This is a genomic window from Arthrobacter sp. RAF14, assembly GCF_052114185.1.
In the GTDB taxonomy this organism is placed as follows: Bacteria; Actinomycetota; Actinomycetes; order Actinomycetales; family Micrococcaceae; genus Arthrobacter_E.
Genome location: NZ_JBFREG010000001.1, coordinates 1,462,694 through 1,485,110 on the forward strand (window position 1 = coordinate 1,462,694; position 22,417 = coordinate 1,485,110).

The window sequence follows — 22,417 nt, forward strand, 5'->3', positions numbered from 1 at the left end:
CGGGCCCGTTCTTTTGTCGGCCGGACTTTTCGGACAGGCTTTCCGGCGAGGCTTTCCGGCGAGGCTTTCCGGCGAGGCTTTCCGGCCGCGCAGCCGGGCCGGTGTCCCCGGAAGCGCCGGATTGACCGGAGAGGTTCCGGCTTGTGACTTATAATGAGACTTTGCGCCCTGCTGGCACCCCGGTGACCCGAACGGCGCGGCCAGCTGTCCCGAGCAGAATGGAAAGCCTCTTTGCGCGTCCTGACCATCATCCCCACGTTCAATGAACTCGAGTCCCTCCCGAAGACGCTCGCTCGGGTGCGCGCAGGGGTTCCGGCCTCCGACGTCCTCGTGGTCGATGACAACAGCCCGGACGGCACGGGACGCCTGGCGGATCAGATCGCTGCCGAGGATTCTCAGGTCAAGGTGCTGCACCGCAAGGGCAAGGAAGGCCTGGGCGCCGCCTACATCGCCGGTTTCAAGTGGGGGCTCGGCGAGGGCTATGACGTCCTGGTGGAGCTCGACGCCGATGGTTCGCACCAGCCGGAGCAGCTCCCGGAGCTTCTGAAGGCCATCGAGGACGGCGCCGATCTGGCGATCGGCTCGCGCTGGGTGCCCGGCGGCGAAGTCGTGAACTGGCCGGCTCATCGCCAGCTCATCTCCCGGTGCGGTTCGTTCTACGCACGGACCATGCTCGGGCTCCCGATCCGGGACCTCACCGGCGGCTACAACGCGTTCCGCGCCTCGACGCTCCGGACCATCGATCTCGATCAGGTGGAGTCCAAGGGCTATGGCTTCCAGGTGGACCTGAAGTGGCGCACGGCCAAGGCCGGCCTTGTCATCAAGGAGATCCCCATCACCTTCGTCGAACGCGAGTTCGGCACCTCGAAGATGAGCGGCAACATCGTGGTGGAAGCCATGATCAACGTGACCAAGTGGGGTCTCAACGCCCGCTGGAACGCCCTCACGGGTGGCCGCAAGCGCTGAACCGCGGGGCGGATGCCCACCCGACGGCAACCGACATGACGGAAGGGCCGGAACCATCAGGTTCCGGCCCTTCCGTCATGTCATCGTCCAGCCGTGTCAGCTGGCGCGTGCTCCCCGGCGTTCGCGGAGGATCTTGAGGCGGTCCTCAAGGATCTGCTCCAGCTCGGGGATGGAACGGCGCTCCAGCAGCATGTCCCAGTGGGTACGGGCGGCCTTCTCATTGGCGTCGACCGGCTTCTCGCCGTCCACCAGAATCGCTTCCTTGCCGGTCTTGGACGTCCAGACCGGGGGGATCTCCGCTTCGGCGGCAAAGGTCACGAAAACCTGCTCACCATCAGCGCAGCGGTACTCCACGCGCTGGCGCGGCGCCGGCTCCACACCGGATTCGCTCTCCATGCTCTGTGCGCCAAGGCGCATGCCTCGCAGGCTGCGATCGCTCATTTCTTCTCCCTCACTGACCGGATTCCACTGCTGACCGGGTTCCACGGCACTCACCCCGGCTCGACGGCCTGGGAGGATACCCTGTCGAATGCAACGCTTCCGGAGCTGGACTTGTTCCCGCTCCGGGGCGCAACCACACCATTTTACGGCACAGGACGGCATCCGCGGGGCATATGCCGCCGGCCCCGTCGAAACGGGGCCGGCAGCGGGCCGACTGCGAACGCTCCGGAGTCCGATGTCTCAGTGGCGCGGCGCTCCGTCGGTGGAGTCGCCGGCGTCGGGCGCCACGTTGCCCAGCACGCCGCCGATGCCCTTGAGGGCTTCGCCGACTTCGCTCGGGATGATCCAGAGCTTGTTGGACGTGCCCTCGGCGAGCTTGGGAAGCGTCTGCAGGTACTGGTAGGCCAGGAGCTTCTGGTCCGGCCGTCCGGCGTGGATCGCGTCGAAGACCTTCTGGATGGCCTGGGCCTCGCCGTCGGCGCGGAGGATCGCGGCCTTCGCGTCGCCTTCGGCCCGGAGGATGGAGGACTGCCTCTCACCTTCGGCCGTCAGGATCTGGGACTGCTTGGTGCCTTCGGCCGTCAGAATGGCGGCGCGGCGGTCACGCTCGGCACGCATCTGCTTCTCCATCGAATCCTGGATGGAGAGGGGCGGATCGATGGCCTTGAGCTCCACGCGGGAGACGCGGATGCCCCAGCGGCCGGTGGCCTCGTCGAGGACGCCGCGCAGCTGGCCGTTGATCTGGTCGCGGCTGGTCAGAGCCTGCTCCAGGTTGAGGCCGCCGACCACGTTACGGAGCGTGGTGGTGGTGAGCTGCTCCACGGCCTGGATGTAGTTGGCGATCTCGTAAGTGGCCGCTCGGGCATCGGTGACCTGGAAGTACACGACGGTGTCGATGGAGACCACCAGGTTGTCCTCGGTGATGACCGGCTGCGGCGGGAAGGAGACCACCTGCTCGCGGAGGTCGAGGAGCGGCAGCAGCCGGTCCACGAAAGGGATCAGGATCGTCAGACCCGGGTTCAGCGTGCGCTGGTACTTCCCGAGCCTTTCCACCACGCCGGCACGGGCCTGGGGGACGATCCGGACCGAGCGGATCAGCACGATCAGGACGAAGATCACCAGGGCGATCAGGAGGAAGGACAGTACAGCAGGTAAGGGGTTGAAGCTCATCAGGTACCTTTCCTGGGTTGGCGGGGCGGGCAAGCGCCTTGCCCGCTGAAAAAGTCAGGTCGCGGCGGTGGGCTGTTCGAGAAGTCCGACGACGGCGTGTGCGCCGTCGATGCGGAGCACCTGGACGGTGGTGCCGGTCAGGAAGCTGGGGCCGTCGGTCCGCGCACTCCAGACGTCGCCCCCGATCTTGACGAGCCCTCCCTGCGGGCTTACGGTCTCCAGGACCAGGGCGGAGTCACCGATCAGGCGGTCGATATTGCTGAGCGAGTCCTTCGGGCCTTTTCGCAAGTGCTTGAGAGCGATCGGCCGGACGAAGAAGATCATGAGGAGCGACACGAGGCAGAACACCACCACTTGAAGCCAGAAGGGCGCACCGGCCAGGGCGACGAAAAGGGTCACCAGGGAGGATCCGGCCATCATGAGGAAGATCAGATCGAGGCTGAGGAGCTCGATCACTCCGAAGACCAGCAGCGTGACGAGCCAGAGGGCCCAGAGATTGTCGATGAGCCAGTCCATCGTGCCACCCCTTTGCTGTGGGCGAGGCTACCGCCTCCTTCGGCGACGACTCCCCACGATCGTTTCAACCATCCTAGTCATACCGCGTCCCGGGAATCCCCTCCTGACAGGGCCGGACATCGTGGTCTTGCCGAAACGGGGCGGCTCGGACCGGACGGTTCAGACCGGTCGCGGGCGGTAGGCGGAGAGGGTGAACCCGGCGGTGACGGGCGTGGACCGGCCCAGGGCCGAGGTGCGTTCCCTGAGTGCCTCGGGATCCAGGTGGTGCCCGGCGGGGCCCATGAGTGCCACCGCCGCGACGTCGTCGGGGGAGAGGTGCAGGGTGAATTCGAGGCTTCGGCGGTCCAGGAGTTCGAAGTCCTGGCCCATGCCGGCGTCGAGTCTCTCGGTCTTGCCCTCTTCAATGTCCAGCAGCCCGGCGACTTCGGCGATCTCCCGCAGATGGGACGGCAGTGGCGTGACGACGACGGCGACCCCGCCCGGCCGCAGGATGCGGCGGAACTCGGCGGGGTTGCGCGGAGCGAACACCACCAGCGCGGCGTCGGCACAGCCGTCGGCCAGGGGGAGAGGACGCCACACGTCCCAGACGAACACCGCGGCCTCGGGATTCAGACGGGCGGCGCGGCGGAGGGCGAACTTGGAGATGTCGAAGGCCACGGCCCGCGAAGCGGAAGCGTCGGCGGAGTGATCCGGGGAACTCAGGCGGGAGGTCACCTCGTGGAGGTAGTAGCCCGTGCCGGCGCCGGCGTCGACCACGACCGGATCCGCTTCAGCATCGGAGAGCGCATCCCGCACCATGCCCGCGAGGGCCTCGGCCAGAGGGGCGTAGTGTCCCCGTTCCAGGAACGCCGCCCGGGAGGCCGCCATGGCGGCACTGTCCGCGGTGAAGGACGTGCCTTTGCCGGTCAGGAAGTTGTAGTAGCCCTGCTTGGCGGCGTCGAAGCTGTGTCCCGCCGGGCACTGAAGGCGCGGTCCGGGGCCGGGCTGGAACGGCTCGCCGCAGTGAGGGCAGCGGAGGAGCGCCCTGACATCAGCGCGCACCGTCAGAACCCCAGGCCCTTGCGGGCGTTCTCGACTCCGGGGGCCGCCCAGTACTGCGCGTATTCCTGGTTGAAGGAGATCGAGCGGGTGACGGCCTTGTCGACGTAGAGCGTGCCGTTCAGGTGGTCCGTCTCATGCTGGACGATGCGTGCCTGCCAGCCGCTGAACTCCTCGCTCAAGGATTCTCCCTCCGGGGAGGTCCAGTCGAGGCGGACGCGCCGGTGCCGGGACACCACGCCCTGCAGACCGTGGACGGAGAGGCAACCCTCGTAGAACGGCACGGACTCTTCGCCCAGGCCCTGGTAGACGGGATTGATGATCGCGAAGTAGGGCAACGGTTCCCGCTCGCGTGCGGCGCCGATCTCCTCGGGGATGGGCCACTGGTCCTCGAGCACCGCGATCCGCAAGGGGATCCCCAATTGCGGCGCCGCGAGACCGACGCCGGGAGCGGCGTGCATGACGGCCCGCATGAGGGCCAGGAAGGCGTCCAGTTCCCCGGCGTCGAGCTGCCCGTTGAAGTCCTTGGCCTGCTGCCGGAGGACCGGATGGCCGGCCTGCACGATCGCGATCTCCTCCGGAGACTCCAGCAGATCGAGGACCAGGTCCCGGATCTCCGTATCACTCAGGGTGGGGGCAGGCGCGGACACGGTTCTCCTCGATCATCGGGTGCGCGGCTCTTCGGGCGGACCGCCTCGGCGCACGGCTAGGATGCAGTCTATGACAGCTGAGACTCCACGCCGGATCGTTCTCGACTATGTGCATGCCGTGGGCCGTCAGGCGCCGGTGGCGGAGCTGGGTGCGTTCCTGGCCCCCGATTTCCTCTTCCGGGAGTGGCCCAACGCCCTCTCGCCGCAGGAGGCCACCCGCGACCGGGATCAGACGCTGAGCGGCTTCGAGCAGGCGCATCTGGTGGTGGGCGAGCAGGAGTACACGGTGCAGCGGGTCCTGGCCGAGGGGGACGAGGTGGCCGTGGAGCTGTCCTGGACAGCCGTGGCCCGGATGGATCTGCCGTATTGGAACGAAGGCGACGTCATGAAGGCCCGTATCCTCTCCGTTTTCACGGTCCGAGACGGGCTCATCGCGGCACAGGACAGCTTCGACAGTTACGAGACCTGAGGGCGGAGCCCCGAGGGGCTGGAGCATCGACCCACCCGTAGGTCACGCCTCGGCCAGGGACCGCACCAGAGCGAGGAATTCCGCCGTCTCCCGTGAGAGGGGGGACCGGGACGGCCACACGGCCCGCAAGGTCCGGGCCAGCGCCAGTCCCGGCACACTCACCGCGACGAGCCGCCCCGTGAGCAGCTCCGGTCCGACGGCCATCCTGCTGACGATGCCCGGGCCCAGTCCGGCCGCGACGCTCGCCACGAGGGCGGCATTGCTGCCCACTTCCAGGCGCGACGGCGCGTCCCCGCCGTCGGCATGAGCCGCCAGGGCCCGCTCGGCCACCTGGCGTGTGCCCGAGCCCGCTTCCCGGACCACCAGGGTGGTGCTGGTCAGTTCCCGGACGCCCACATTCTGAGTCGTGGCCCACGGATGCTCCCGGGGCACGACGACCACCAGGTCATCCCGCAGCAGATCGAGGTAGTGGAAACCGGTCTCGATGGTGGGACCCTCGACGAAGCCGAGGTCCACGCTGCCCTCCCGGAGCCGTTCGAACACTGACGCGGAATTTCCGACGTCGAGAGTGATGGAAAGGGTGGGGAGCCGCTGCCGGGCCGTGGCGAGCCAGGAGGGCATGAGATGTTCGGCTACCGTCAGGCTGGAGCAGATGTGCAGGCTGCCGCCCTGGCCCGCGAGTGCGTCCACGGCATGAGTCACGCGCGTCGCGGCCGCCAGCACTTCAGACGCGAGTCCGGCCAGCACCAGGCCCCGGTCGGTGAGGCGGCTTCCACGGGCGGAGCGCTCCGCCAGAGGGAAGCCCGCGCTTCGTTCCATGGCGTCCAGCAGGCGCGACGCATTGGGCTGCGCCAGCCCGAGAAGGCGTGCCGCCGCCCCGATGCTGCCGGCCTCGGCCAGAGCGTCCAGCAGCCGGAAGTGGCGCAGTTCCCAGTCTCGTACGGTCATATCACCAGCATATGACTCCATGCCCGATTGCCGTCTACTGGACTTCCGACCCCGTTGACAGCATGGAAACATGCCTACCCCTCTGCAACGCTCCGGCCTCCTGCTGGCCGGCGCCGTGGCCCTCGTGTCCTGCCTGGTCGCTCACCTGATCCCCGGGGTCAGCGCCTTGCTGATCGCGATCGTCCTCGGCGTCGCCGCGCGGAACGTGGGTATCCTGCCGCAGTGGGGTGACCCCGGGCTCGCCTACGCCTCCCGGGTGCCGCTGCGCCTGGGAATCGTGCTGCTGGGACTTCAGCTGTCCCTGCCCGATCTCTTCGCCCGCGGCTGGGGGCTTCCCGCGCTGGCGGTGCTCGTGGTGGGCCTGGGAATCCTGGGAACGCTCGGCCTGGCCAGGATCCTGGGTGTGGAGCGGAAGCAGGCACTGCTGGTCGCCTGCGGCTTCTCGATCTGCGGCGCCGCGGCCGTCGCCGGAGTGAAGTCGAGCGTGGACGCCCGGGAGAAGGAGACCGTGACCGCCGTGGCTCTCGTGGTCTTGTTCGGCACCCTTATGATCCCCCTGATTCCCGGCGCCGCCGCACTCCTCGGTCTCTCCACGGAGCAGACCGCTCTCTGGGCAGGCGCCTCAGTGCACGAGGTCGGACAGGTGGTGGCCATCGGCGGCCTCCTGGGCGGGGGAGCGCTCGGCCTGGCGGTCAGCATGAAACTCGCCCGGGTGCTCCTGCTGGCTCCCGTGGCCGCCATCCTGGGCGCCGGATCGCGGACATCTGAGGCAGGAACCCACGACGCGCGGGAGACCCCGGCGAAACGTCCTCCCCTCGTCCCGCTGTTCCTGGTGGGGTTCGTCCTGGCTGCGGTGCTGCGCAGCGTGCTGCCGGTCCCGCAAGAGGTGCTGACCGTCGCCTCGCTGCTGCAGGAGTTCCTGCTGGCGACGGCGATGTTCTCGCTCGGCGCGGGCGTTCACGTCAGGACACTGCTTTCGGGCAGTGGCAGACTGATCGCGCTCGCAGCCGGCTCCACCCTCCTGGTCACCGTCCTCGGACTGGGCGGAGCGCTGGCCATCGCGTGACCCGGCCGGCCGGCGTCGTACTCAGGCGTCCGAGCCCTCCGGGCCGGGGCGCAGCAGCCTCTCCAGATGCCGCTCCAAGCGGGCGGCCAGGGCGGCAGGGTCCGGACCAGGAGCGTCCTGATCGTCAGGACCAGTCCACAGCTCCTCAGCCACCAGGCCCTCCAGAAACGTGATGAGGTCACGCGCAGCCTCGCGGGGCTCCCTCGCCCCCAGGGCCGCGAGAAGACCTTCAGCCAGCTCCGCTGAGAAAAGACACCGGGACAGGTCCCTCCGGAGATCGACCGGCAACCGGCTCTCACCGAGGAGTGCCGTGCGCGCCAGGGCCTGGTCCCGACGGACCGCCAGCAGCTCCGCCACCTGAGCCCCGATCACCTCGGCCGCTTGGCGGGGTCCAGGCGGGCCCGTCTGGACCTCAGTGGACAGGACCAGGTTCAAGGACGCCCTGGATTGCAGGGCGATCCAGCGCGCCGTGGCCTCGAGCAGAGCGTGGCGGGTCCTGAAGTAGTAGGAGGTGGACCCGAGCGGCAGGCCGAGGTGCCTGTCCACCGCATGGTGAGTGAGCCCGCGCGCACCGTCCCGGGCCAGGAGAGCGGTAGACGCCTCGCAGATGGCCTCGCGGCGATTCGATGCCGTCACGGCGATCCTTCCTCCGGTTCCTCTGCCCACTGCTTCCTCTACCGTGGGCCTCTATAGCTGTAGAGTACCGCTATGTTCTCGCGATGGCTCCGCCACTCCGCCAACTCCGGAGTGTCACCCGATGCCGCGGCCGTCCGGGGCCGCGTGGAGGAGCAGGGCGTCACCTTGGACTCCCCTCAGCTGCGGACCCTCGACCGGCTCGAGGAGGCAGCAACCAGGTCCCTCTACCTCTGGGGCGGCGTGGGCAGGGGTAAGTCCTGGCTCCTCGCGGAGTACTTCGCCCTCCTGCCCGAGCCCGCCAAGCAACGCCTTCACTTCCACGCCTTCCTTGGAAGACTGCACACGGCACTCGTCGCCGATCCCGCCCACGCGGAGCAGGTGCTGTCCGGGTACTGTGCCGAGTCCCGCGTGCTGCTCTTCGATGAGTTCCATCTCCACGACGTGGCCGACGCCCATCTCCTGAACCGCTGGCTGCCCCGGGCGCTCGCCGGAGGCCTCCGGATCCTCGCCACGTCCAACTACCCACCTCAGCACCTCCTTCCGGACCCCCTCTTCCACGAGGCGGCGCTGCCGACCATCCGTGCGATCGAGTCCGTTTTTCACGTCATCGAGCTCACCGGAAGCCGGGACTACCGCTCACTCTCAACGGACGGAGGAAACCCCCTGTCCGGATGGACCCGTGACCGATCCGCAGTGGAGGTCCCGCGGGCCGCGCAGAGCGTCCCTCTGGGCCGTGGCGGCCGGCAGCTCGCCGTGGAGGTGTCGGAGGACGGGACGCTCGTGGCGCCGTTCTCCCGGCTCTGCGAAGAACCATTGTCCGTCCAGGACCACCTCGTGCTGGCTCGGCGCTGGCGGCGGTGGTTCGTCACCGAGGTCCCGGCGGTCGACACCATGCACCGGGAGTCCGTGCAGCGCTGGGCGAACCTGGTCGATGTGCTCTACGACGAGCGGGTGGACGTCGTCTTCCAGGCCGAGGGCGCCTTGCCGCCGGGTTCGGCCCTGACTGACCGGGTGCGGGACGCGTCACGGTTCGCCAGCAGACTGCATCATCTCGCCAGACGGCCATTCCTGAATTCACAGAATTCATAGAATTCACACAAACTCACCGCTAGACTCGACCCATGAAGAACCCGTTCCGGCCCACCGCAGGCGCCACGCCGCCCGAGCTCATCGGCCGCGAAGGGCTGCTGGACGAATTCACCTACGGCCTGCACCTGGGATCCGGCGCCCCCGGCCTGCTGACCATCTTCACAGGTGTGCGAGGCGTGGGGAAGACCGTGATGCTCGGAGCCGCCGAGGATGCGGCGCTGGAGGCGGGCTGGGCCGTGATCTCCGAGACCGCGACGCCGGGCTTCGTGGCACGGATCGGCGAACACATGCGCCGCCTGACCCAGGAGCTGGGGGAGGGGCGGGCCGCCCGCCGGGTCACCGCGCTCTCAGTCGCGGGATTCGGGATCACCACACAGCTCGCACCCGAGGACCAGGTCCAGTGGCGTGATCAGGCCATCGCCCTCCTCGCTCTTCTCGCCCGCAACGGAACCGGACTCATCCTCACGGTGGACGAGATCCACGCCGCGAATCGCTCCGAGCTGGCCCTGCTGGCCGCCGATGTGCAGCACCTGATCCGCGAATCACTCCCCATCGGCCTGGTGTTCGCCGGTTTGCCCTCCGCGGTGTCGGACCTGCTCAACGAAGGCGTGGCGACCTTCCTGCGCCGCGCGGACCGCATCGATCTGCACGCCGCCGCACTGGCCGACGTCGAACGCTCCCTGCGTGACACTCTCGCCGAGGGCGGGTGGACACTGGGCGCGGAACAGGCCGCGCGCGCCGCCGGGGCGACCGGCGGGTACCCGTTCCTCATCCAGCTGGTGGGGTACTTCCTCTGGAAGGAGGCGGAGGTCGGGCCGCTCGACGACGACGCCGTCGGCCGGGCGGTGGCGGCCGCGCGCCGTCGTCATGACCGGACCGTGATCGAAGCCGCCCTGGCCTCCGTCTCCGCCCGCGACCGGGAGTTCCTCGAGGCCATGGCGGAGGACCCGGACGGGATCTCCACGAGCGGCGACATCGGCCAGAGGATAGGCATGAGGGCCAGCGCGATCGGAAATTACCGCACCCGGCTGATCGACGCCGGGCTCATCGAGGCCGCAGGGCACGGCAAGCTGCGCTTCGCGATCCCGGGCATGACGGAGTACTTCCGCGGCGAGTGAGGGCGCGTGGGTCAGCGCAGGACGCGCCCGGCCGCCTCCCGCAGGGCGGAGGCCACGGCGTCCAGGGCTGAGGAGCCCACCGCCCATTGCTGCCAGTGCAGGCTCACCTCGACCGCGCCGTCGTCATCCAGGACCACCAGGCGACCGGCCGCGAGCCCCTCTTCGGTCTGGATGTCGGGCAGCATGGCCCAGCCGAGTCCGAGTTCGGCGGCCCTCACGAATTCCGAGCTGGACGGCACGTGGGTGCAGGGAGGATCGAGCGTTGCCTGGGGGTCGTGCCGTCGCAGATAGCGGTCCTGCAGGCTGTCCTTGCGGTTGAAGTTGAGCATGGGCGCACGCGAGAGGCTGTCCGCGTCGAGGCCGTCGGGGAACCAGCGGTCACGGAAGCCCGGACTCGCCATGGCGCGGTACCGCATCACTCCCAGCGGCGTCACCCGGCATCCCGGGACCGGGCTCGTGTCCGAGGTGATGGCCGCCATCGCGACCCCTTCACGCAGCCAGGCCGTGGTGTGGTCCTGATCGTCCACCAGGATCTCGAAGCTCACACCAGGCACGGTGGCCAGGGCCGGGAGCACCCAGGTGGCCAGGGAGTCGGCATTGACCACCAAAGGGATGCGGGCGCCCCGTGGGTCATCCAGGCCCAGCTCGACCGCGGTCTCCTGTTCCAGGAGCGCGACCTGACGCGCCAGGCGCAGGACGGCCCGGCCGGGCTCCGTGGCGACCGCCGGCTTGGAGCGCAGTAGGAGGACTTTGCCCACCTGCTGCTCGAGTGCCCGGATCCGCTGACTGATCGCGGACGGGGTCAGGTGCAGTGCTGCGGCCGCGGCGTCGAAGGTGCCATGCTCGACGACGGCGCTCAGTGCGCGGAGCTGATCTGGATGAGCTATCACATGAATGATTCTAATGATCCTGAAGAATGATTAGCTTCACTTTGGATTTTGTCCTGGATAGCGTGAACGGGTGAATCTGACTGACTTCCCCGTACTCCTGGCCGGCTTCGGCGCCGGACTCTCGCTCATCATCGCCATCGGCGCGCAGAACGCCTTCGTGCTGCGCCAGGGTCTGTTGCGCGAACACGTGGCCCCCGTGGTGCTGCTGTGCATGACCAGCGACGCCGTCCTCATCCTGGCGGGGATCTCGGGGGTGGGGGCGGCGATCCAGGCTGCGCCCTGGATCCTTTTCCTGGCCCGCTGGGCCGGCGCGGCGTTCCTGCTGGCTTACGCTTTCACGGCGGCACGGAGGGTCATGAGCAAGAGCTCACTGGTGTCCGCCGAGCGCACGGGAGGGACGGGACTCTGGGCGACGCTGGGCACCGTCGCCGCGCTGACCTGGCTGAACCCTCACGTCTACCTCGACACGGTCCTCCTGCTCGGGTCCTTGGGAGCCGCGCACGGTGAGGCCCGCTGGTCCTTCGGAGCGGGCGCCGCGGCGGCGAGTGTGGCGTGGTTCAGCCTGCTGGGCTTCGGCGCGCGTTTCCTGGCGCCCGTCTTCGCCCGGCCGATGGCCTGGCGACTGCTCGATGCGGCGATCGCCGTCACCATGGTGATCATCGCCCTGCAACTGCTGCTCATGCCGTAGCTACGGCCCGGCGACCAGCTCCACCTCGAAGCCCTAGTCGTTCACGAGGTACAGCGCGGTGTGCTGCGGCCCGCCGGCATGAGGGTAAACGTCTGCGAAGAGTTCATTCCAGCCGTGAGCGGCCGCATCACGACGAAGGTCGTCGAGGAGCTCGCGGCCCGACACGGTGAAGGCCACATGATTCAGGCCCGGACGGAGCCTGTCGTGTGGCACGTCCATCACGTGCGGAGACTGTTCCAGGACCAGGTAACTCCCGTCCGGGTCACGCCAGATCCGGCCCTGGATCCAGCCCGCGGGGTCGTCCTTGGTGAAACCGAGACGGACCAGCAGCCAGTCGAACGACGGTTCGGCCCCGGACAGATCACGGGTCCAGAGCTCAAGGTGATGCAGGATGGGCACAGGGGAATTTTAGCGACTCTGAAGGAGGTCCCATGGCCGATGGCCTCTCTCACCGTGCGGGCGTGCTCAACGTCTTGGCGGCCGCACTCCTCTGGGGAACGACCGGCACGGCCTCCGCACTGGCGCCTGCGGTGAGTCCGCTGGCCATGGGGGCCGCCTCCATGGGCGTCGGGGGACTGCTGCTGGCGGCGACGGCGGTGGGCCCGATGCGTGCCCAGCGGGGTCTTCTCCGGCGTCACTGGCGGCTGGTGGCCATCGGCGGTGTGCTGGTGGCTTTCTACGCACTGGCCTTCTACACCTCGATGCGCTGGGCCGGTGTCGCCATCGGCACCACGGTCACCATCGGCGCGGCTCCACTGTTCGCCGCTCTGCTGGAATGGATGCTCGACGGGCGGCGGCTGAGCCGGCGCTGGGCCGTCGCTGTGACGCTCGGCGTGGGAGGCATGGCGGCCCTTTCCCTGTCCCGGCACGAGAGTGCGGGGGAGGGGCTCGTGATTCCCGGCATCGCGCTGGGTCTCCTCGCTGCGGCGTGTTACGCGGGATACTCCTGGACATCGCACCGCCTCACCGGACAGGGGGCGGGGTTCAGGGTCACCATGGGCGCCACGTTCGGGGCCGCCGCGATTCCACTTCTACTGGTTCTCCTGGCTACGGGCGGCGGATTCACCACCGGCCGGGGAGCGATCGCCGCTGGCGTCTACTTGTCCGTGGTCCCGATGTTCCTGGGCTATCTGCTGTTCGGCAGGGGCCTTCAGAGGATCGGCCCGGGTACCGCCACGGCCGTGACACTGGCCGAGGTGGTGGTGGCGGCCGTGCTCGCGTCCCTGGTCCTGCACGAGACGCTGTCCTGGGTGGCCTGGGCGGGCATCGTCCTGATCCTGACCGCCCTGGTCCTCCTGGGGGGATCAGGCGAACGGCCACGGGAGAACACCCCGTGACCGTTCGCTGAGGTCACTCTCCGCTGCCGAGGTCCGCGACGCTGTAGCTCCACAGCTCCGCCGAGACGCCCACCGGGCGCTGGCGGACGCCGTCGTCGGCTCCGGACGGGCGGTGGCCGTGTCCGAACGACGCCGACTCGCGCCAGGCGTTGAAGCTCTCCTCATCGGCCCAGCGGGTCAGAACGAGCCAGACGTTGCGGCCGTCGGACGGCTGGAGAAGCTCGAAGCCCTCGAAGCCGGGCTGGCCATCCACCGAGGTGGCGCGGGCGGCGAAGCGCTTGGCGAGCTCGTCGCCGGAGTCTGCGGGAACGGTGATGGCGTTGATCTTGATGACACTCATGAATCCATTCTGCCTGCTGGGTCAGGGATGCTGGACGGCGCCGACGGGATCCTCGTCCGGCTGGGAGATCCAAAGAGTGCTCCCCTCCGGTCCAGGGCAGGGGACGCGCAAGGTCTTGCCGAACGTCTCATCGATGATGTCGTGCTGAATGCCGACGTTCAGGAGGCGGTGATGGCAGAGCTGCAGATCGGACGTTCCGACGGCGAATCCGGCGGCGGGCGCTCCGGCCTCTCCGATGTGGACCAGGACAGTTCCCTCGGCGGCGCGCAAAGTGATCGTCTGGCCGTTGGTTTCGGTCAGGTGCCTGCGCAGCCCGAGGAGCTCGAGCTCCTCGGCCGCCACCGGGACGTCGGCGGCGATCCGCAGGGCTTCGGTCCAGGTGTCAAGGCCGGCGTTCCCGGCACCCGAGGGCGTCGTGGGATCGATCAGGAAGCGGAGGCCGTCCGCCGTGGTGACCTGGACGGATTCCCCATGGCCCGCCTGGTGGGTCTCGACCCGCACGGCGGGGGTGGACGGAACGGCAGCGAGAAACGCCTCCAGGCTGTCCGTTTCGAATCCCAGGCTGACGGCGCCGTCCGGGTATCCGTCCTCAGCCGCGTGGAGCGCGACCCGGCCGTGCCGGAACTCGAGCACGGTCCATGCGGGGTCGTCGGTCAACCGGACCGCTCCGAGGCACTCCAACAGGGCCAGCCACTCGTCTCGGTGTGACGTGTAGATGATGGGTCTGACGATCAATTCCGGGATCATTGCCGCTCCTTCAGGTATTCCGCGAGGGCGTTCTCCACCAGGGACGAAAGCGAGAGGCCCTCATCCACCGCGCGATGCTTGACCGCCTTGATCAGTTCCGGCGGAAGGTAGACATTGAACTGCACCTTCGGCTGCTTCTCTGCCATGCAAGAATGCTAGCAAATTAGCATGTGGAGGGGAAGGGGCGTTCTGTTCCGGGTCTTGCGTGAACCCTTGTCGGCGCGCGGCCGAGCTGCCAGACTGGGCCGCTATGGAGGGTTTGACCTGGGCGGAGGCTGACGAGACACGCCGGACCACCGCGGTGCTTCTCGAAGGCGTCAGCGACGTCGCCGCGGTGCGGGAGATCGCCCTGCGCCAAGGTGTGGACCTCGAACGGGTCAGCCTCGTGGACCTCGGTGGCGTGACGAACGTCCGCCGGGTGCTCCTGCAGATTCTCGCCGTCACGCCCAGCGCCGAGATTCTGGGTCTCTGCGACGCCGGTGAAGCGCGATTCGTGATGCGCGCTCTCGAAGCCGCGGGACGACCCGTCGACCACGAACAGGAGCTGCCGTCTCACGGATTCTTCGTCTGCCGCGCCGACCTGGAAGAGGAACTGATCCGCGCGCTGGGCGCCGGCCGCACCGTGCAGGTCATCGAGAGTCTGGGCCTCGGCGCCAAACTGCTCACCTTGCAGCAACAACCCGCTTGGCAGGGACGGCCTCTTGAGGAGCAGCTTCACCGCTTCTGTGGCGTGGCCTCCGGCCGCAAGGAACTCCTGGCCGGGGCACTCGCCTCCGAGCTGCGGCCCGGGGAGGAACCGGAACCGCTCAGGCTGCTGGTGGAGCGGTTGACCCGCGTTTGACCACAGGCAAGTCTGAGTCAGCCGCGTCGGAGCCCACCAGAATGCTCAGGAGCCTGAGCGATTCCTCCGACGCACTGCCCGGCTCCGCCGTGTACATCAGGACTCGATGGCCGGAGCCGTCGGGGGAGTCCAGCACCTCGAACCAGAGTTCCAGCTCGCCCAGCTCCGGATGACGCAGGTGCTTGACCCCCGAGACACAGTTCTTCACCGGGTGCCTGGCCCACAGCCGCGCGAAATCCTCGCTGCGGAGCGAGAGGTCACCCACCAGCGAGGCCAGCGCGCCGTCGTCGTCCCGGCCGGCCAGGAGGCGCAGGGAGGCGACGGCCCGGGACGCCTCGTCCGGCCACCGTGAATAGAGTTCCCGCGTGTGGGGGTCGAGAAAGAGGAGTCGGTGCAGATTGGGCCGTGTCTCCGGCGATCGGGGCGAATCGGCGTCGAGATGTCCCGCCAGCAGACGGTGCCCCAGCCGATTCCAGGCGAGCACCTCGCCGTGCCGGTTCAGGACCACGGCCGGCACCCCTGCCATCGCCTGCACCAACCGGAGCGTGCCCGGGCGGGCCGAATCCGGCCGGGTCGCTCTGCGCCGCGCCACCTTCTGCGGGGCACGGGCCAGGTCGAAGAGGTGGAGGCGCTCATCGGCGCTCAGGCTCAGCGCCCGGGCAAGTGACTCCAGGACGGCATCCGAAGCGTTGGAGCTCACGCCCTGTTCCAGCCGCGTGTAATAAGTCAGGCTCACCCCGGCGAGCATCGCGAATTCCTCACGCCTCAGCCCGGGAACACGCCGGGTCCCGTGGTGCAGCACGCCGACGTCCTCCGGACGGAGAGCGGCGCGACGGAGGCGGAGGAAGTCCCCGAGCTCGCTGTGTGGGTTCATGCAAGCCATTCTGCCTCGCGCGGACGAGCCTGTCCTGTCCCTGGCAGTGCTAGGCAGAACGGGGTCTGGTTGCCTCCGGGACATCGCCTCAGGGTGGAAGCACCGGTCCAGCAGGACCGGCCCGACCACGAGTAAGGAGATCTCAGCATGACCATTCCCTCGGGCCCTGCCGCGGACACGATGGCGTCCGGCACCACGCCGACGCTCGACGGCGGCACGCGGGTGACGATGACGCCGCACCAGCGCGTCGCCCTCCTGGTCCTCCTGACGGCGGGATTCACCCTCGCGGTGGACTTCTCGATCCTCAATGTCGCGCTCCCGGCGATCGGGGCGGACGTCGGTTTCGCCCTGGAGAACCTGCAGTGGATCGCCACCGCCTTTTCACTGTGCGCTGCCGGACTCACCCTGTTGTCCGGGCGGGTGGCCGATGTGCTCGGCCGCCGTCGCGTCTTCTTCTCCGGCATGATCCTGCTGGGTGCCGCATCCTTGGCGGGAGGGCTGGCGACCGGGCCTGCGCTGCTCCTCGTGGCACGCGTCGGCCAGGGAATCGCTACGGCGATGGTGATCCCCTCGGCTCTGGCCCTGCTCCTGGCAGCCTTCGACGAAGGCCCTCTCCGCGAGAAGGCGCTCGGGCTCAATGGTGCTCTCATGGCCGCCGGGTTCACCACGGGGGCGGTGCTCGGAGGTCTGCTGACCGATCTGCTCAGCTGGCGCTGGGCGTTCTTCCTCAATGTGCCCGTGGCGCTGGCCGTCCTGGCGATCGGTCCCGCGGTGCTCCGGGAGAGCCGCCCGGCCGAACGCCGGAAGCTGGATGTCCCGGGAGCCATCACGGTGACGCTCGGCCTGTCGGCGCTGGTCTTCGGTCTGAGCCAGGCGGCCGAGGAGGGCTGGGCCGCGCCGTCCACTCTGCTGCCGCTGGCTGGCGCGCTGGTCCTTCTTGCCTCATTCATCCTGGTGGAACGGAGAGCTGCCGCTCCCTTGGTGCCATTGCAGACCGTCCGGCGACCGGCCATCGCCTGGGGCAATCTGGCCGGGCTGATCGCTTTCGCCACGGAAACCTCCCTGGTCTTCCTGCTGACTCTCTACCTCCAGCGCGTCCTCGGGTACAGCGCCTTGGGCGCGGGGCTCTCGTTCGCGGTGCTCGGCCTGGGCACGGTGCTGGGTGGCCTGGTGGGTCCGCGCGTGATCGGCCGGGTCGGCACCCGCTGGGCCATGGCCGGTGGTTTCCTCGTGCAGGCCGCCGCGACCGCTGCGCTGGTGCTGCTGCGTCCTGATCCGCTGTCTATCGTCCTGCTCCTGGTCGCCACCTTCATCGGAGGAGTGGCCAATCTGGTGGTGATCGTGGGGTTCACGGTGACGTCCACGTCGGGCCTGCCCGCCGAGGAGCAGGGGCTGGCGACCGGGCTGGCGACCATGAGCCAGCAGATCGGGATCACACTGGGGATCCCGATCATGAGCGCCATCTTCACCGCCCGCTTGTCCGTCGACGTTCCGACGGGACCGGAGCCGATTCTGGCGAGCCTCTCGACGGCCGTCGCCGTCAACGCCGTGCTGTGCCTGATGATGGCCGTCCTGCTCGCCGTGGTTCTGCGGAGGCCCGCTGCGTCCGCGCATGATGCGACGTGAGGCGCGACGGCGGCGCCGCCGTCGTCAAGTGACCCGGTAGGCGGTGTAGCGCACCGTGTCAGCTTCGCGCAGACCCGATGCCACGAACAGCGAACGCTCCAAGTGAGCCCATCGTCCGGACGATGCCTCAAAGGAGACCGTGGTTCGGAAATAGAACTGCTCCGGACCTGGCTGCTCGCCCCGGAGCAAGGCGGCAGCCGCCTCCGGAGCGGGGATGCGGAGACCCTCGGCGCGGAGGTACAGAAGCTCGCCGTCAGGCGTCACCGCGCTGTAGCGGGCGTCGATCTCGCAGCCCCCGTCCGGGCGGATGCGCTGCCAGTCTGCGCCGCCTGGCAGGATCTCGGCGTCCAGGCCGCCGTAGATCCCGCCACCGATGATCGGCACGACCCGGCGGTGCCCGGCCCGCGTCACGCCGTGGTCAGCAGGGAGACCCACGCGGACCTCGACGCCGAACGCGGCTTCCAGCCCCGGAACAGGAGGCTGGGCCGTCACCGTCCCGCCTCCGTCATCCGTCGACCGCCCGAAGCGCCTGGGGCGGACCCCTGGTCGCCCTCCGCGACCAGGTAGCGCAACTTCTCCAGCACGGGCACCGCGTCAGCGAGAACAACCTGCTCTTCCGGTGCCAGCCGCTCCACGGCCTCCAGGATCACGACCGTGGAAGTGGCGTCGAAGGATTCGAAATGGCGCAAGGCGTCCGGGGAGGCGAGGACCTCCACTCCACGCCCGTCGTCCGGGCTGGGGCGGCGGCTGATCAGTCCGGCCCGCTCCATGGCGGCGAGCAGATTACTCACACTGGACCTGCGGAGGCCCAGGGAGGCGGCGAGCTCGCCCGGGGAGGCCACCGTTCCGCGCGGCAAGGCCCGCAGGACCTCGACTTGTGCATCCGGGATGTCCGGGAGATCCGCCCGGGATCGAGTCACGGCCAGCAGCGTCCTGCGGAGCGGTGAGATGACGGCGGCGAGCCGCGCGGCGTCGATGATCATGCGCCGAGCCCGACACTCAGCGAGGCCCGCGTGTTCAGCTCATCCGGGTGGAAGCCCGCGGCGCGCTTGTAGGACGCCGCGATCTCTTCCAGTTCCGCCGCAGGAATCACGTGATGGATGTCCTCGAAGCCCTCCGGCGCGCGTTCCTGAGTTAGTTGCATGACTCGCTCCGGACCAGTCCGGCGGGTCATTTCGAGGAGCCGGGCAGTGACAGGGCGGCGGTCTTCCTCATAGGCCCATAGCGCCTGGTCGACGGTCTCCGCTGTGGCGAGGTGATGCGCCAGGGTGCGGGCGTCGAGAACGGCCTGTGATCCGCCGTTGGACCCGTTCGGGTACATGGCGTGGGCGGCGTCCGCGAGCAGCGTGGTCCTGCCGTAGGTCCAGCGGGGGAGTGCCTCGCGGTCGACCATGGGATATTCAAGGATCTCCTCGGCATCGGCGATGATGCCGGGGACGTCGAGCCAGTCGAAGGACCAGTCACGGAAGAGTCCGGCGATGGGCACGGAGTCGACGGCGCGGTTCCAGTCGGCGTCAGTGGAGCCCGTGCCGCGGCGCTCGGCGATGAAGTTCACGCGCTGGGTGCCGGTGGCCGGGTCGAGCGGTTCGAGAGGATAGGCGACGAACTTCTGCTCGCCGTCGCCGGCCATGATCATCGTGTGGCCGTCCAGGAAAGGGACGACCCGGGCGGTTCCTCGCCAGAGTGTGAGCCCGCTCCAGACGGGCGCGCCATCTTCGGGATAGCGGAGGGCACGCAGTGCCGAGTGGATCCCGTCGGCGCCGATCAGCACATCGGCCTCGACGTCCACCTGACCGTCGGCCGTGGTGAAGGTGGCGGTGACGCCGTCCGGGCAGTCCCGGATCGCCGACAGCCGGTGACCCGTGCGCACTACGTCGCCCAGACGCTCCCGGACCGCCTCGTAGAGGCCGAGCTGCAGCCGGCCGCGGTGGACGGACAGTTGGGGCCAGCGGTATCCAGCGGCCAGCCCACGAGGTTCGGACCAGATCTGCTGGCCGTGGCGGTTGAAATAGCTCAGAGCCTCCGGCTCCACGCCGAGTTCCCGGATCCGGGAGCCCAGTCCGAGCTCGTCCAGTTCCCGCACGGCGTGGGGCAGCAGGTTGATCCCGACGCCCAAGGGCCGGATCTCACGGCTGCGTTCATACAAGACGACGTCCCGGAGGCCTGCCGCCTCGAGACTGAGGGCGAGGGCCAGGCCGCCGATGCCGGCCCCTGCGATGGCGATGCGCATGAAGACTCCTTCGTCTGTGATCTGCACCACGGGTGATGAAGATAGTTTTGCACCTGAACTACTTTGTCGCAAGAGGGAGCCTGGGAGAAGACGTGGGGGAGCGGGCACAGCAGAGCCCCGGGTGCCAGGCGGCATCCGGGGCTCTGCTGTGCGCACTGGTGCGCGGGCCGGTCTAGAGCGACGGCGGCGTGTGCCAGATCCGCTCGATGTAATCGCGCATCGAGCGATCCGACGAGAAGAAGCCGCAGCGCGCCACGTTCAGGATCGCGGACCGGGTCCACGCGTCCTGATCGGCATATGCGGCGTCCACAGTGCGCTGAGCCCGGATGTAGGAGCCGTAGTCCGCCAGCACCATGAAACGGTCATCGTAGAGAAGATTGGAGACGATCGGTTCGAAGGTGGAGCGGTTACCACCGGAGAATGCCCCGGAGGCAATGAGGTCCATCGCACGCCGCAGTTCCTCGTTCTCCTGGTAGAAGTCGCTCGGGCGGTAACCCTTGGCCCACAGCGCGGCGACTTCCGGTTCGGTCATGCCGAAGAGGAAGAAGTTGTCATCGCCCACCAGTTCACGGATCTCGACGTTCGCCCCGTCGTCCGTGCCGATGGTCAGGGCGCCGTTCAGGGCGAACTTCATGTTGCCCGTGCCCGAAGCCTCCTTGCCGGCCAGGGAGATCTGCTCCGAGAGGTCTGCGGCCGGAATGACGCGCTCGGCGAGCGTGACGTTGTAGTTGGGCGGGAAGAGCACCTTCAGGCGGCCCTCGACGCGAGGATCCGAGTTGACCACGGAGCCCACCGCATTGATGAGGTGGATGATCCGCTTGGCCATCGCGTAGCCCGGCGCGGCCTTCGCACCGAAGATGAACGTGCGAGGGGTGATCTCGGACGCATTCACCCGGCCGGACTGCACGCCCTCGTAGAGAGTGACGATGTGCAGGACCTGGAGCATCTGGCGCTTGTACTCGTGAAGTCGCTTCACCATCACGTCCAGCAAGTGACCCTCACCGACCACCAGCCCGTCACGGAGCAGGAGCTCGTCACGCAGACGGTCCTTGTTGTGCGCCTTGACCTCGGCGAAGGCGGCGCGGAACGCGGGATCCTCAGCGTGCGGTTCGAGTTCCTTGAGGCGATCCAGATCCGTCTCCCAGCCGGAGCCGATCGTGTCGGAGATGAGCGAGGACAGGCCGGGGTTGGCCAGACGGAGGAACCGGCGAGGGGTCACGCCGTTGGTCACGTTGGTGAACTTGCCGGGGAAGAACTCCGCGAAGTCCGGCAGCACCTTGTCCCGGAGGAGCTGGGAGTGCAGTTCGGCGACGCCGTTGACCTTGGCCCCGGCGACGGTGGCCAGATAGGCCATGCGGACCGAGCGCTCGGGGTGCTCGCCGATGATCGACATGTTACGGATCCGCAGTTCGTCATTGCCGAACTGCTCCCGCACCGCCAGCAGGAACTCCTCATTGATGCGGTAGATGATCTCCAGGTGGCGGGGGAGCAGGCGTCCCAGCAGGTCCACCGACCAGACTTCGAGGGCCTCCGGCAGGAGGGTGTGACAGGTGTAGGCGAAACACTGGCGGGTGATCTCCCAGGCCTCAGCCCATTCGAGTCCGCGCTCGTCCACCAGGACCCGCATGAGTTCCGGCACGGCGATCACCGGGTGGGTGTCGTTGAGCTGGAAGATCACGCGTTCAGGCAGGTTCTTCAGGTCGAAGCCATCGGCCAGCTGGCGGTCCAGGAAGTCCCGGATGGATGCCGCGACGAAGAAGTACTGCTGCTGGAGGCGCAGCTCCTTACCCTGAGGAGTGGAGTCCTCCGGGTACAGGACCTTGGAGATGTTGGACGCGAAGGTCTGAGCGCGCACCGCCTCGGAGTAATCACCGGAGTTGAAGGTGCGCAGGTCGAAGGCGTTGGTGGCCACGGCGCTCCATAGACGGAGCGTGTTCACCCGGCCGTTCCGGTATCCCGGCACCATGTAGTTGTACGGGACCGCCTGGACGTCCCAGGCCGGGATCCACCGCGTGCGGAGGGTGCCGCCGTCGTCGTACGTCTCAGTGTGCCCACCGAAGGAGATGGTCTGGGCGGCTTCCGGGTGCGGGAACTCCCACGGCGAGCCCATGGCGAGCCACTGGTCGGGCTGCTCGGCCTGCTGACCCTCCACGAAGGTCTGGCGGAAGATGCCGAATTCGTACCGGATGCCGTAACCGATGGACGGCACGCTCATGGTGGCGAGGGAGTCGACGAAGCAGGCTGCGAGCCGGCCGAGACCGCCATTGCCGAGTCCCGGCTCCACCTCGAGGCGGCGGAGTTCGTCGATGTCGATACCGCAGGCGGCCAGCGCCTCGGTCGCGATCTCGTTCAGGCCACTGGCCAGAAGATTGTTGTCCAGCTGACGGCCGAGGAGGTATTCGGCGGAGAGGTAGCAGACACCCTTGGCCTGGCGCTCGAACTGACGCCGCTGATCCTCCAGCCAGCGCGCCATGAGGTAATCGCGCACGGTCTCCGCCAGCGCCAGGTAACGATCATTGTCGCTCGATGTGGACAGTGCCACACCCTGACGGAAGTTGAGGTTGTTGAGGAATTCTTGGACGAACCCGTCCACGGTGCCGGCGGGCGGGGCCACCGGCCCGAGAGCGAGCGGATGAGAAACAGGATTGTCAGGCATGGCATGACGCTATAGGACGCATGTGTCCGCGAAAGTGTCTCGGCAGAATATTTCGGGCGGCTGTCATGTAACGATCCAGGT

At 68.3% G+C, this 22,417-nt stretch carries 26 protein-coding genes; 9 read left to right on the forward strand and 17 right to left on the reverse strand.

Features of this window, described 5'->3' with window-relative positions; translation table 11 throughout:
* Positions 1 to 231: 231 nt before the first annotated feature.
* Entirely contained in the window at positions 232 to 966 is a 735-nt protein-coding gene (locus AB4Y75_RS06905) for a polyprenol monophosphomannose synthase (protein WP_441435102.1), read from the forward strand.
* A 96-nt stretch (positions 967 to 1,062) separates the two neighbouring features.
* Here the strand turns inward: AB4Y75_RS06905 and AB4Y75_RS06910 are convergent, their stop codons facing one another.
* The 5 genes from AB4Y75_RS06910 to AB4Y75_RS06930 form a co-directional block, all read right to left on the reverse strand.
* Positions 1,063 to 1,407, reverse strand: coding sequence for an RNA polymerase-binding protein RbpA (locus tag AB4Y75_RS06910; RefSeq protein ID WP_066212477.1), 345 nt, complete (start codon positions 1,405 to 1,407; stop codon positions 1,063 to 1,065).
* Between the two features lie 240 nt (positions 1,408 to 1,647).
* Positions 1,648 to 2,577 (reverse strand): SPFH domain-containing protein, encoded by a 930-nt coding sequence (locus tag AB4Y75_RS06915; RefSeq protein ID WP_441435103.1) that lies wholly within the window; start codon positions 2,575 to 2,577, stop codon positions 1,648 to 1,650.
* 54 nt (positions 2,578 to 2,631) lie between these two features.
* Complete coding sequence (locus tag AB4Y75_RS06920; RefSeq protein ID WP_441435104.1) at positions 2,632 to 3,093, reverse strand: NfeD family protein; 462 nt, start codon at positions 3,091 to 3,093, stop codon at positions 2,632 to 2,634.
* A 159-nt stretch (positions 3,094 to 3,252) separates the two neighbouring features.
* The gene (locus AB4Y75_RS06925) at positions 3,253 to 4,134 is read right to left on the reverse strand and encodes a putative RNA methyltransferase (protein WP_441435105.1); all 882 of its coding nucleotides are present in this window, start codon (positions 4,132 to 4,134) and stop codon (positions 3,253 to 3,255) included.
* Positions 4,135 to 4,136: 2 nt separating this feature from the next.
* Positions 4,137 to 4,781: a peptide deformylase gene (locus AB4Y75_RS06930; protein WP_441435106.1), complete on the reverse strand. Its 645-nt coding sequence runs from the start codon at positions 4,779 to 4,781 to the stop codon at positions 4,137 to 4,139.
* A gap of 70 nt (positions 4,782 to 4,851) precedes the next feature.
* Between AB4Y75_RS06930 and AB4Y75_RS06935 the strand changes: the two genes are divergently transcribed.
* Positions 4,852 to 5,250 (forward strand): nuclear transport factor 2 family protein, encoded by a 399-nt coding sequence (locus AB4Y75_RS06935; RefSeq protein WP_441435107.1) that lies wholly within the window; start codon positions 4,852 to 4,854, stop codon positions 5,248 to 5,250.
* A gap of 42 nt (positions 5,251 to 5,292) precedes the next feature.
* On the opposite strand, the gene AB4Y75_RS06940 is transcribed toward AB4Y75_RS06935, so the two are convergent.
* Entirely contained in the window at positions 5,293 to 6,198 is a 906-nt protein-coding gene (locus AB4Y75_RS06940) for a LysR family transcriptional regulator (RefSeq protein ID WP_441435108.1), read from the reverse strand.
* Between the two features lie 70 nt (positions 6,199 to 6,268).
* Between AB4Y75_RS06940 and AB4Y75_RS06945 the strand changes: the two genes are divergently transcribed.
* Positions 6,269 to 7,264, forward strand: a complete 996-nt coding sequence (locus AB4Y75_RS06945) for a YeiH family protein (protein ID WP_441435109.1) — start codon at positions 6,269 to 6,271, stop codon at positions 7,262 to 7,264.
* Between the two features lie 21 nt (positions 7,265 to 7,285).
* Here the strand turns inward: AB4Y75_RS06945 and AB4Y75_RS06950 are convergent, their stop codons facing one another.
* Positions 7,286 to 7,900 (reverse strand): TetR/AcrR family transcriptional regulator, encoded by a 615-nt coding sequence (locus AB4Y75_RS06950; protein ID WP_441435110.1) that lies wholly within the window; start codon positions 7,898 to 7,900, stop codon positions 7,286 to 7,288.
* Positions 7,901 to 7,972: 72 nt separating this feature from the next.
* On the opposite strand from AB4Y75_RS06950, the gene zapE reads away from it, so the two are divergent.
* Both zapE and AB4Y75_RS06960 read left to right on the forward strand, forming a co-directional pair.
* Complete coding sequence (gene zapE, locus AB4Y75_RS06955) at positions 7,973 to 8,989, forward strand: cell division protein ZapE (RefSeq protein WP_441435111.1); 1,017 nt, start codon at positions 7,973 to 7,975, stop codon at positions 8,987 to 8,989.
* Positions 8,990 to 9,021: 32 nt separating this feature from the next.
* The gene (locus AB4Y75_RS06960) at positions 9,022 to 10,107 is read left to right on the forward strand and encodes an AAA family ATPase (RefSeq protein ID WP_441435112.1); all 1,086 of its coding nucleotides are present in this window, start codon (positions 9,022 to 9,024) and stop codon (positions 10,105 to 10,107) included.
* Between the two features lie 11 nt (positions 10,108 to 10,118).
* On the opposite strand, the gene AB4Y75_RS06965 is transcribed toward AB4Y75_RS06960, so the two are convergent.
* Complete coding sequence (locus tag AB4Y75_RS06965; protein WP_441435113.1) at positions 10,119 to 10,997, reverse strand: LysR family transcriptional regulator ArgP; 879 nt, start codon at positions 10,995 to 10,997, stop codon at positions 10,119 to 10,121.
* 70 nt (positions 10,998 to 11,067) lie between these two features.
* Between AB4Y75_RS06965 and AB4Y75_RS06970 the strand changes: the two genes are divergently transcribed.
* Positions 11,068 to 11,685 (forward strand): LysE/ArgO family amino acid transporter, encoded by a 618-nt coding sequence (locus AB4Y75_RS06970; RefSeq protein WP_441435114.1) that lies wholly within the window; start codon positions 11,068 to 11,070, stop codon positions 11,683 to 11,685.
* Positions 11,686 to 11,718: 33 nt separating this feature from the next.
* Here the strand turns inward: AB4Y75_RS06970 and AB4Y75_RS06975 are convergent, their stop codons facing one another.
* Positions 11,719 to 12,084, reverse strand: a complete 366-nt coding sequence (locus tag AB4Y75_RS06975; RefSeq protein ID WP_441435115.1) for a VOC family protein — start codon at positions 12,082 to 12,084, stop codon at positions 11,719 to 11,721.
* A 32-nt stretch (positions 12,085 to 12,116) separates the two neighbouring features.
* On the opposite strand from AB4Y75_RS06975, the gene AB4Y75_RS06980 reads away from it, so the two are divergent.
* Positions 12,117 to 13,022: a DMT family transporter gene (locus AB4Y75_RS06980; RefSeq protein WP_441435116.1), complete on the forward strand. Its 906-nt coding sequence runs from the start codon at positions 12,117 to 12,119 to the stop codon at positions 13,020 to 13,022.
* Positions 13,023 to 13,035: 13 nt separating this feature from the next.
* On the opposite strand, the gene AB4Y75_RS06985 is transcribed toward AB4Y75_RS06980, so the two are convergent.
* From AB4Y75_RS06985 to AB4Y75_RS06995, 3 genes are read right to left on the reverse strand one after another with little or no spacing between them, the layout of a single operon-like run.
* Positions 13,036 to 13,362 carry an antibiotic biosynthesis monooxygenase family protein gene (locus AB4Y75_RS06985; RefSeq protein WP_441435117.1) on the reverse strand — a complete coding sequence of 109 codons (327 nt, stop codon included), beginning with the start codon at positions 13,360 to 13,362 and terminating at the stop codon, positions 13,036 to 13,038.
* A 21-nt stretch (positions 13,363 to 13,383) separates the two neighbouring features.
* A complete protein-coding gene (locus AB4Y75_RS06990; RefSeq protein ID WP_441435118.1) occupies positions 13,384 to 14,109 on the reverse strand; it encodes a hypothetical protein in 726 nt (241 codons plus the stop codon).
* The gene (locus tag AB4Y75_RS06995; protein WP_441435119.1) at positions 14,106 to 14,255 is read right to left on the reverse strand and encodes a ribbon-helix-helix protein, CopG family; all 150 of its coding nucleotides are present in this window, start codon (positions 14,253 to 14,255) and stop codon (positions 14,106 to 14,108) included. Before AB4Y75_RS06995 ends, AB4Y75_RS06990 begins: the two co-directional genes overlap by 4 nt.
* A 104-nt stretch (positions 14,256 to 14,359) precedes the next feature.
* Between AB4Y75_RS06995 and AB4Y75_RS07000 the strand changes: the two genes are divergently transcribed.
* Complete coding sequence (locus tag AB4Y75_RS07000) at positions 14,360 to 14,950, forward strand: hypothetical protein (RefSeq protein WP_441435120.1); 591 nt, start codon at positions 14,360 to 14,362, stop codon at positions 14,948 to 14,950.
* On the opposite strand, the gene AB4Y75_RS07005 is transcribed toward AB4Y75_RS07000, so the two are convergent.
* Positions 14,916 to 15,824, reverse strand: coding sequence for a helix-turn-helix domain-containing protein (locus AB4Y75_RS07005; RefSeq protein WP_441435121.1), 909 nt, complete (start codon positions 15,822 to 15,824; stop codon positions 14,916 to 14,918). The two genes, AB4Y75_RS07000 and AB4Y75_RS07005, sit on opposite strands and share 35 nt — an antisense overlap.
* 228 nt (positions 15,825 to 16,052) lie before the next feature.
* Here AB4Y75_RS07005 and AB4Y75_RS07010 point away from each other — a divergent pair, with 228 nt between their 5' ends.
* The gene (locus AB4Y75_RS07010) at positions 16,053 to 17,450 is read left to right on the forward strand and encodes an MFS transporter (protein ID WP_441435275.1); all 1,398 of its coding nucleotides are present in this window, start codon (positions 16,053 to 16,055) and stop codon (positions 17,448 to 17,450) included.
* Positions 17,451 to 17,474: 24 nt separating this feature from the next.
* Here AB4Y75_RS07010 and AB4Y75_RS07015 read toward each other — a convergent pair whose 3' ends face one another.
* The 4 genes from AB4Y75_RS07015 to AB4Y75_RS07030 all read right to left on the reverse strand — a co-directional run bounded on the left by AB4Y75_RS07015 (position 17,475) and on the right by AB4Y75_RS07030 (position 22,336).
* Positions 17,475 to 17,942, reverse strand: coding sequence for a DUF3237 domain-containing protein (locus AB4Y75_RS07015; protein ID WP_441435122.1), 468 nt, complete (start codon positions 17,940 to 17,942; stop codon positions 17,475 to 17,477).
* Entirely contained in the window at positions 17,939 to 18,433 is a 495-nt protein-coding gene (locus tag AB4Y75_RS07020; protein ID WP_441435123.1) for a MarR family winged helix-turn-helix transcriptional regulator, read from the reverse strand. The genes AB4Y75_RS07015 and AB4Y75_RS07020 overlap by 4 nt, the downstream gene beginning before the upstream one ends.
* The gene (locus AB4Y75_RS07025) at positions 18,430 to 19,680 is read right to left on the reverse strand and encodes a flavin-dependent oxidoreductase (RefSeq protein WP_441435124.1); all 1,251 of its coding nucleotides are present in this window, start codon (positions 19,678 to 19,680) and stop codon (positions 18,430 to 18,432) included. The genes AB4Y75_RS07020 and AB4Y75_RS07025 overlap by 4 nt, the downstream gene beginning before the upstream one ends.
* Before the next feature lie 172 nt (positions 19,681 to 19,852).
* Positions 19,853 to 22,336, reverse strand: a complete 2,484-nt coding sequence (locus AB4Y75_RS07030; RefSeq protein WP_441435125.1) for a glycogen/starch/alpha-glucan phosphorylase — start codon at positions 22,334 to 22,336, stop codon at positions 19,853 to 19,855.
* Positions 22,337 to 22,417 lie beyond the last annotated feature (81 nt).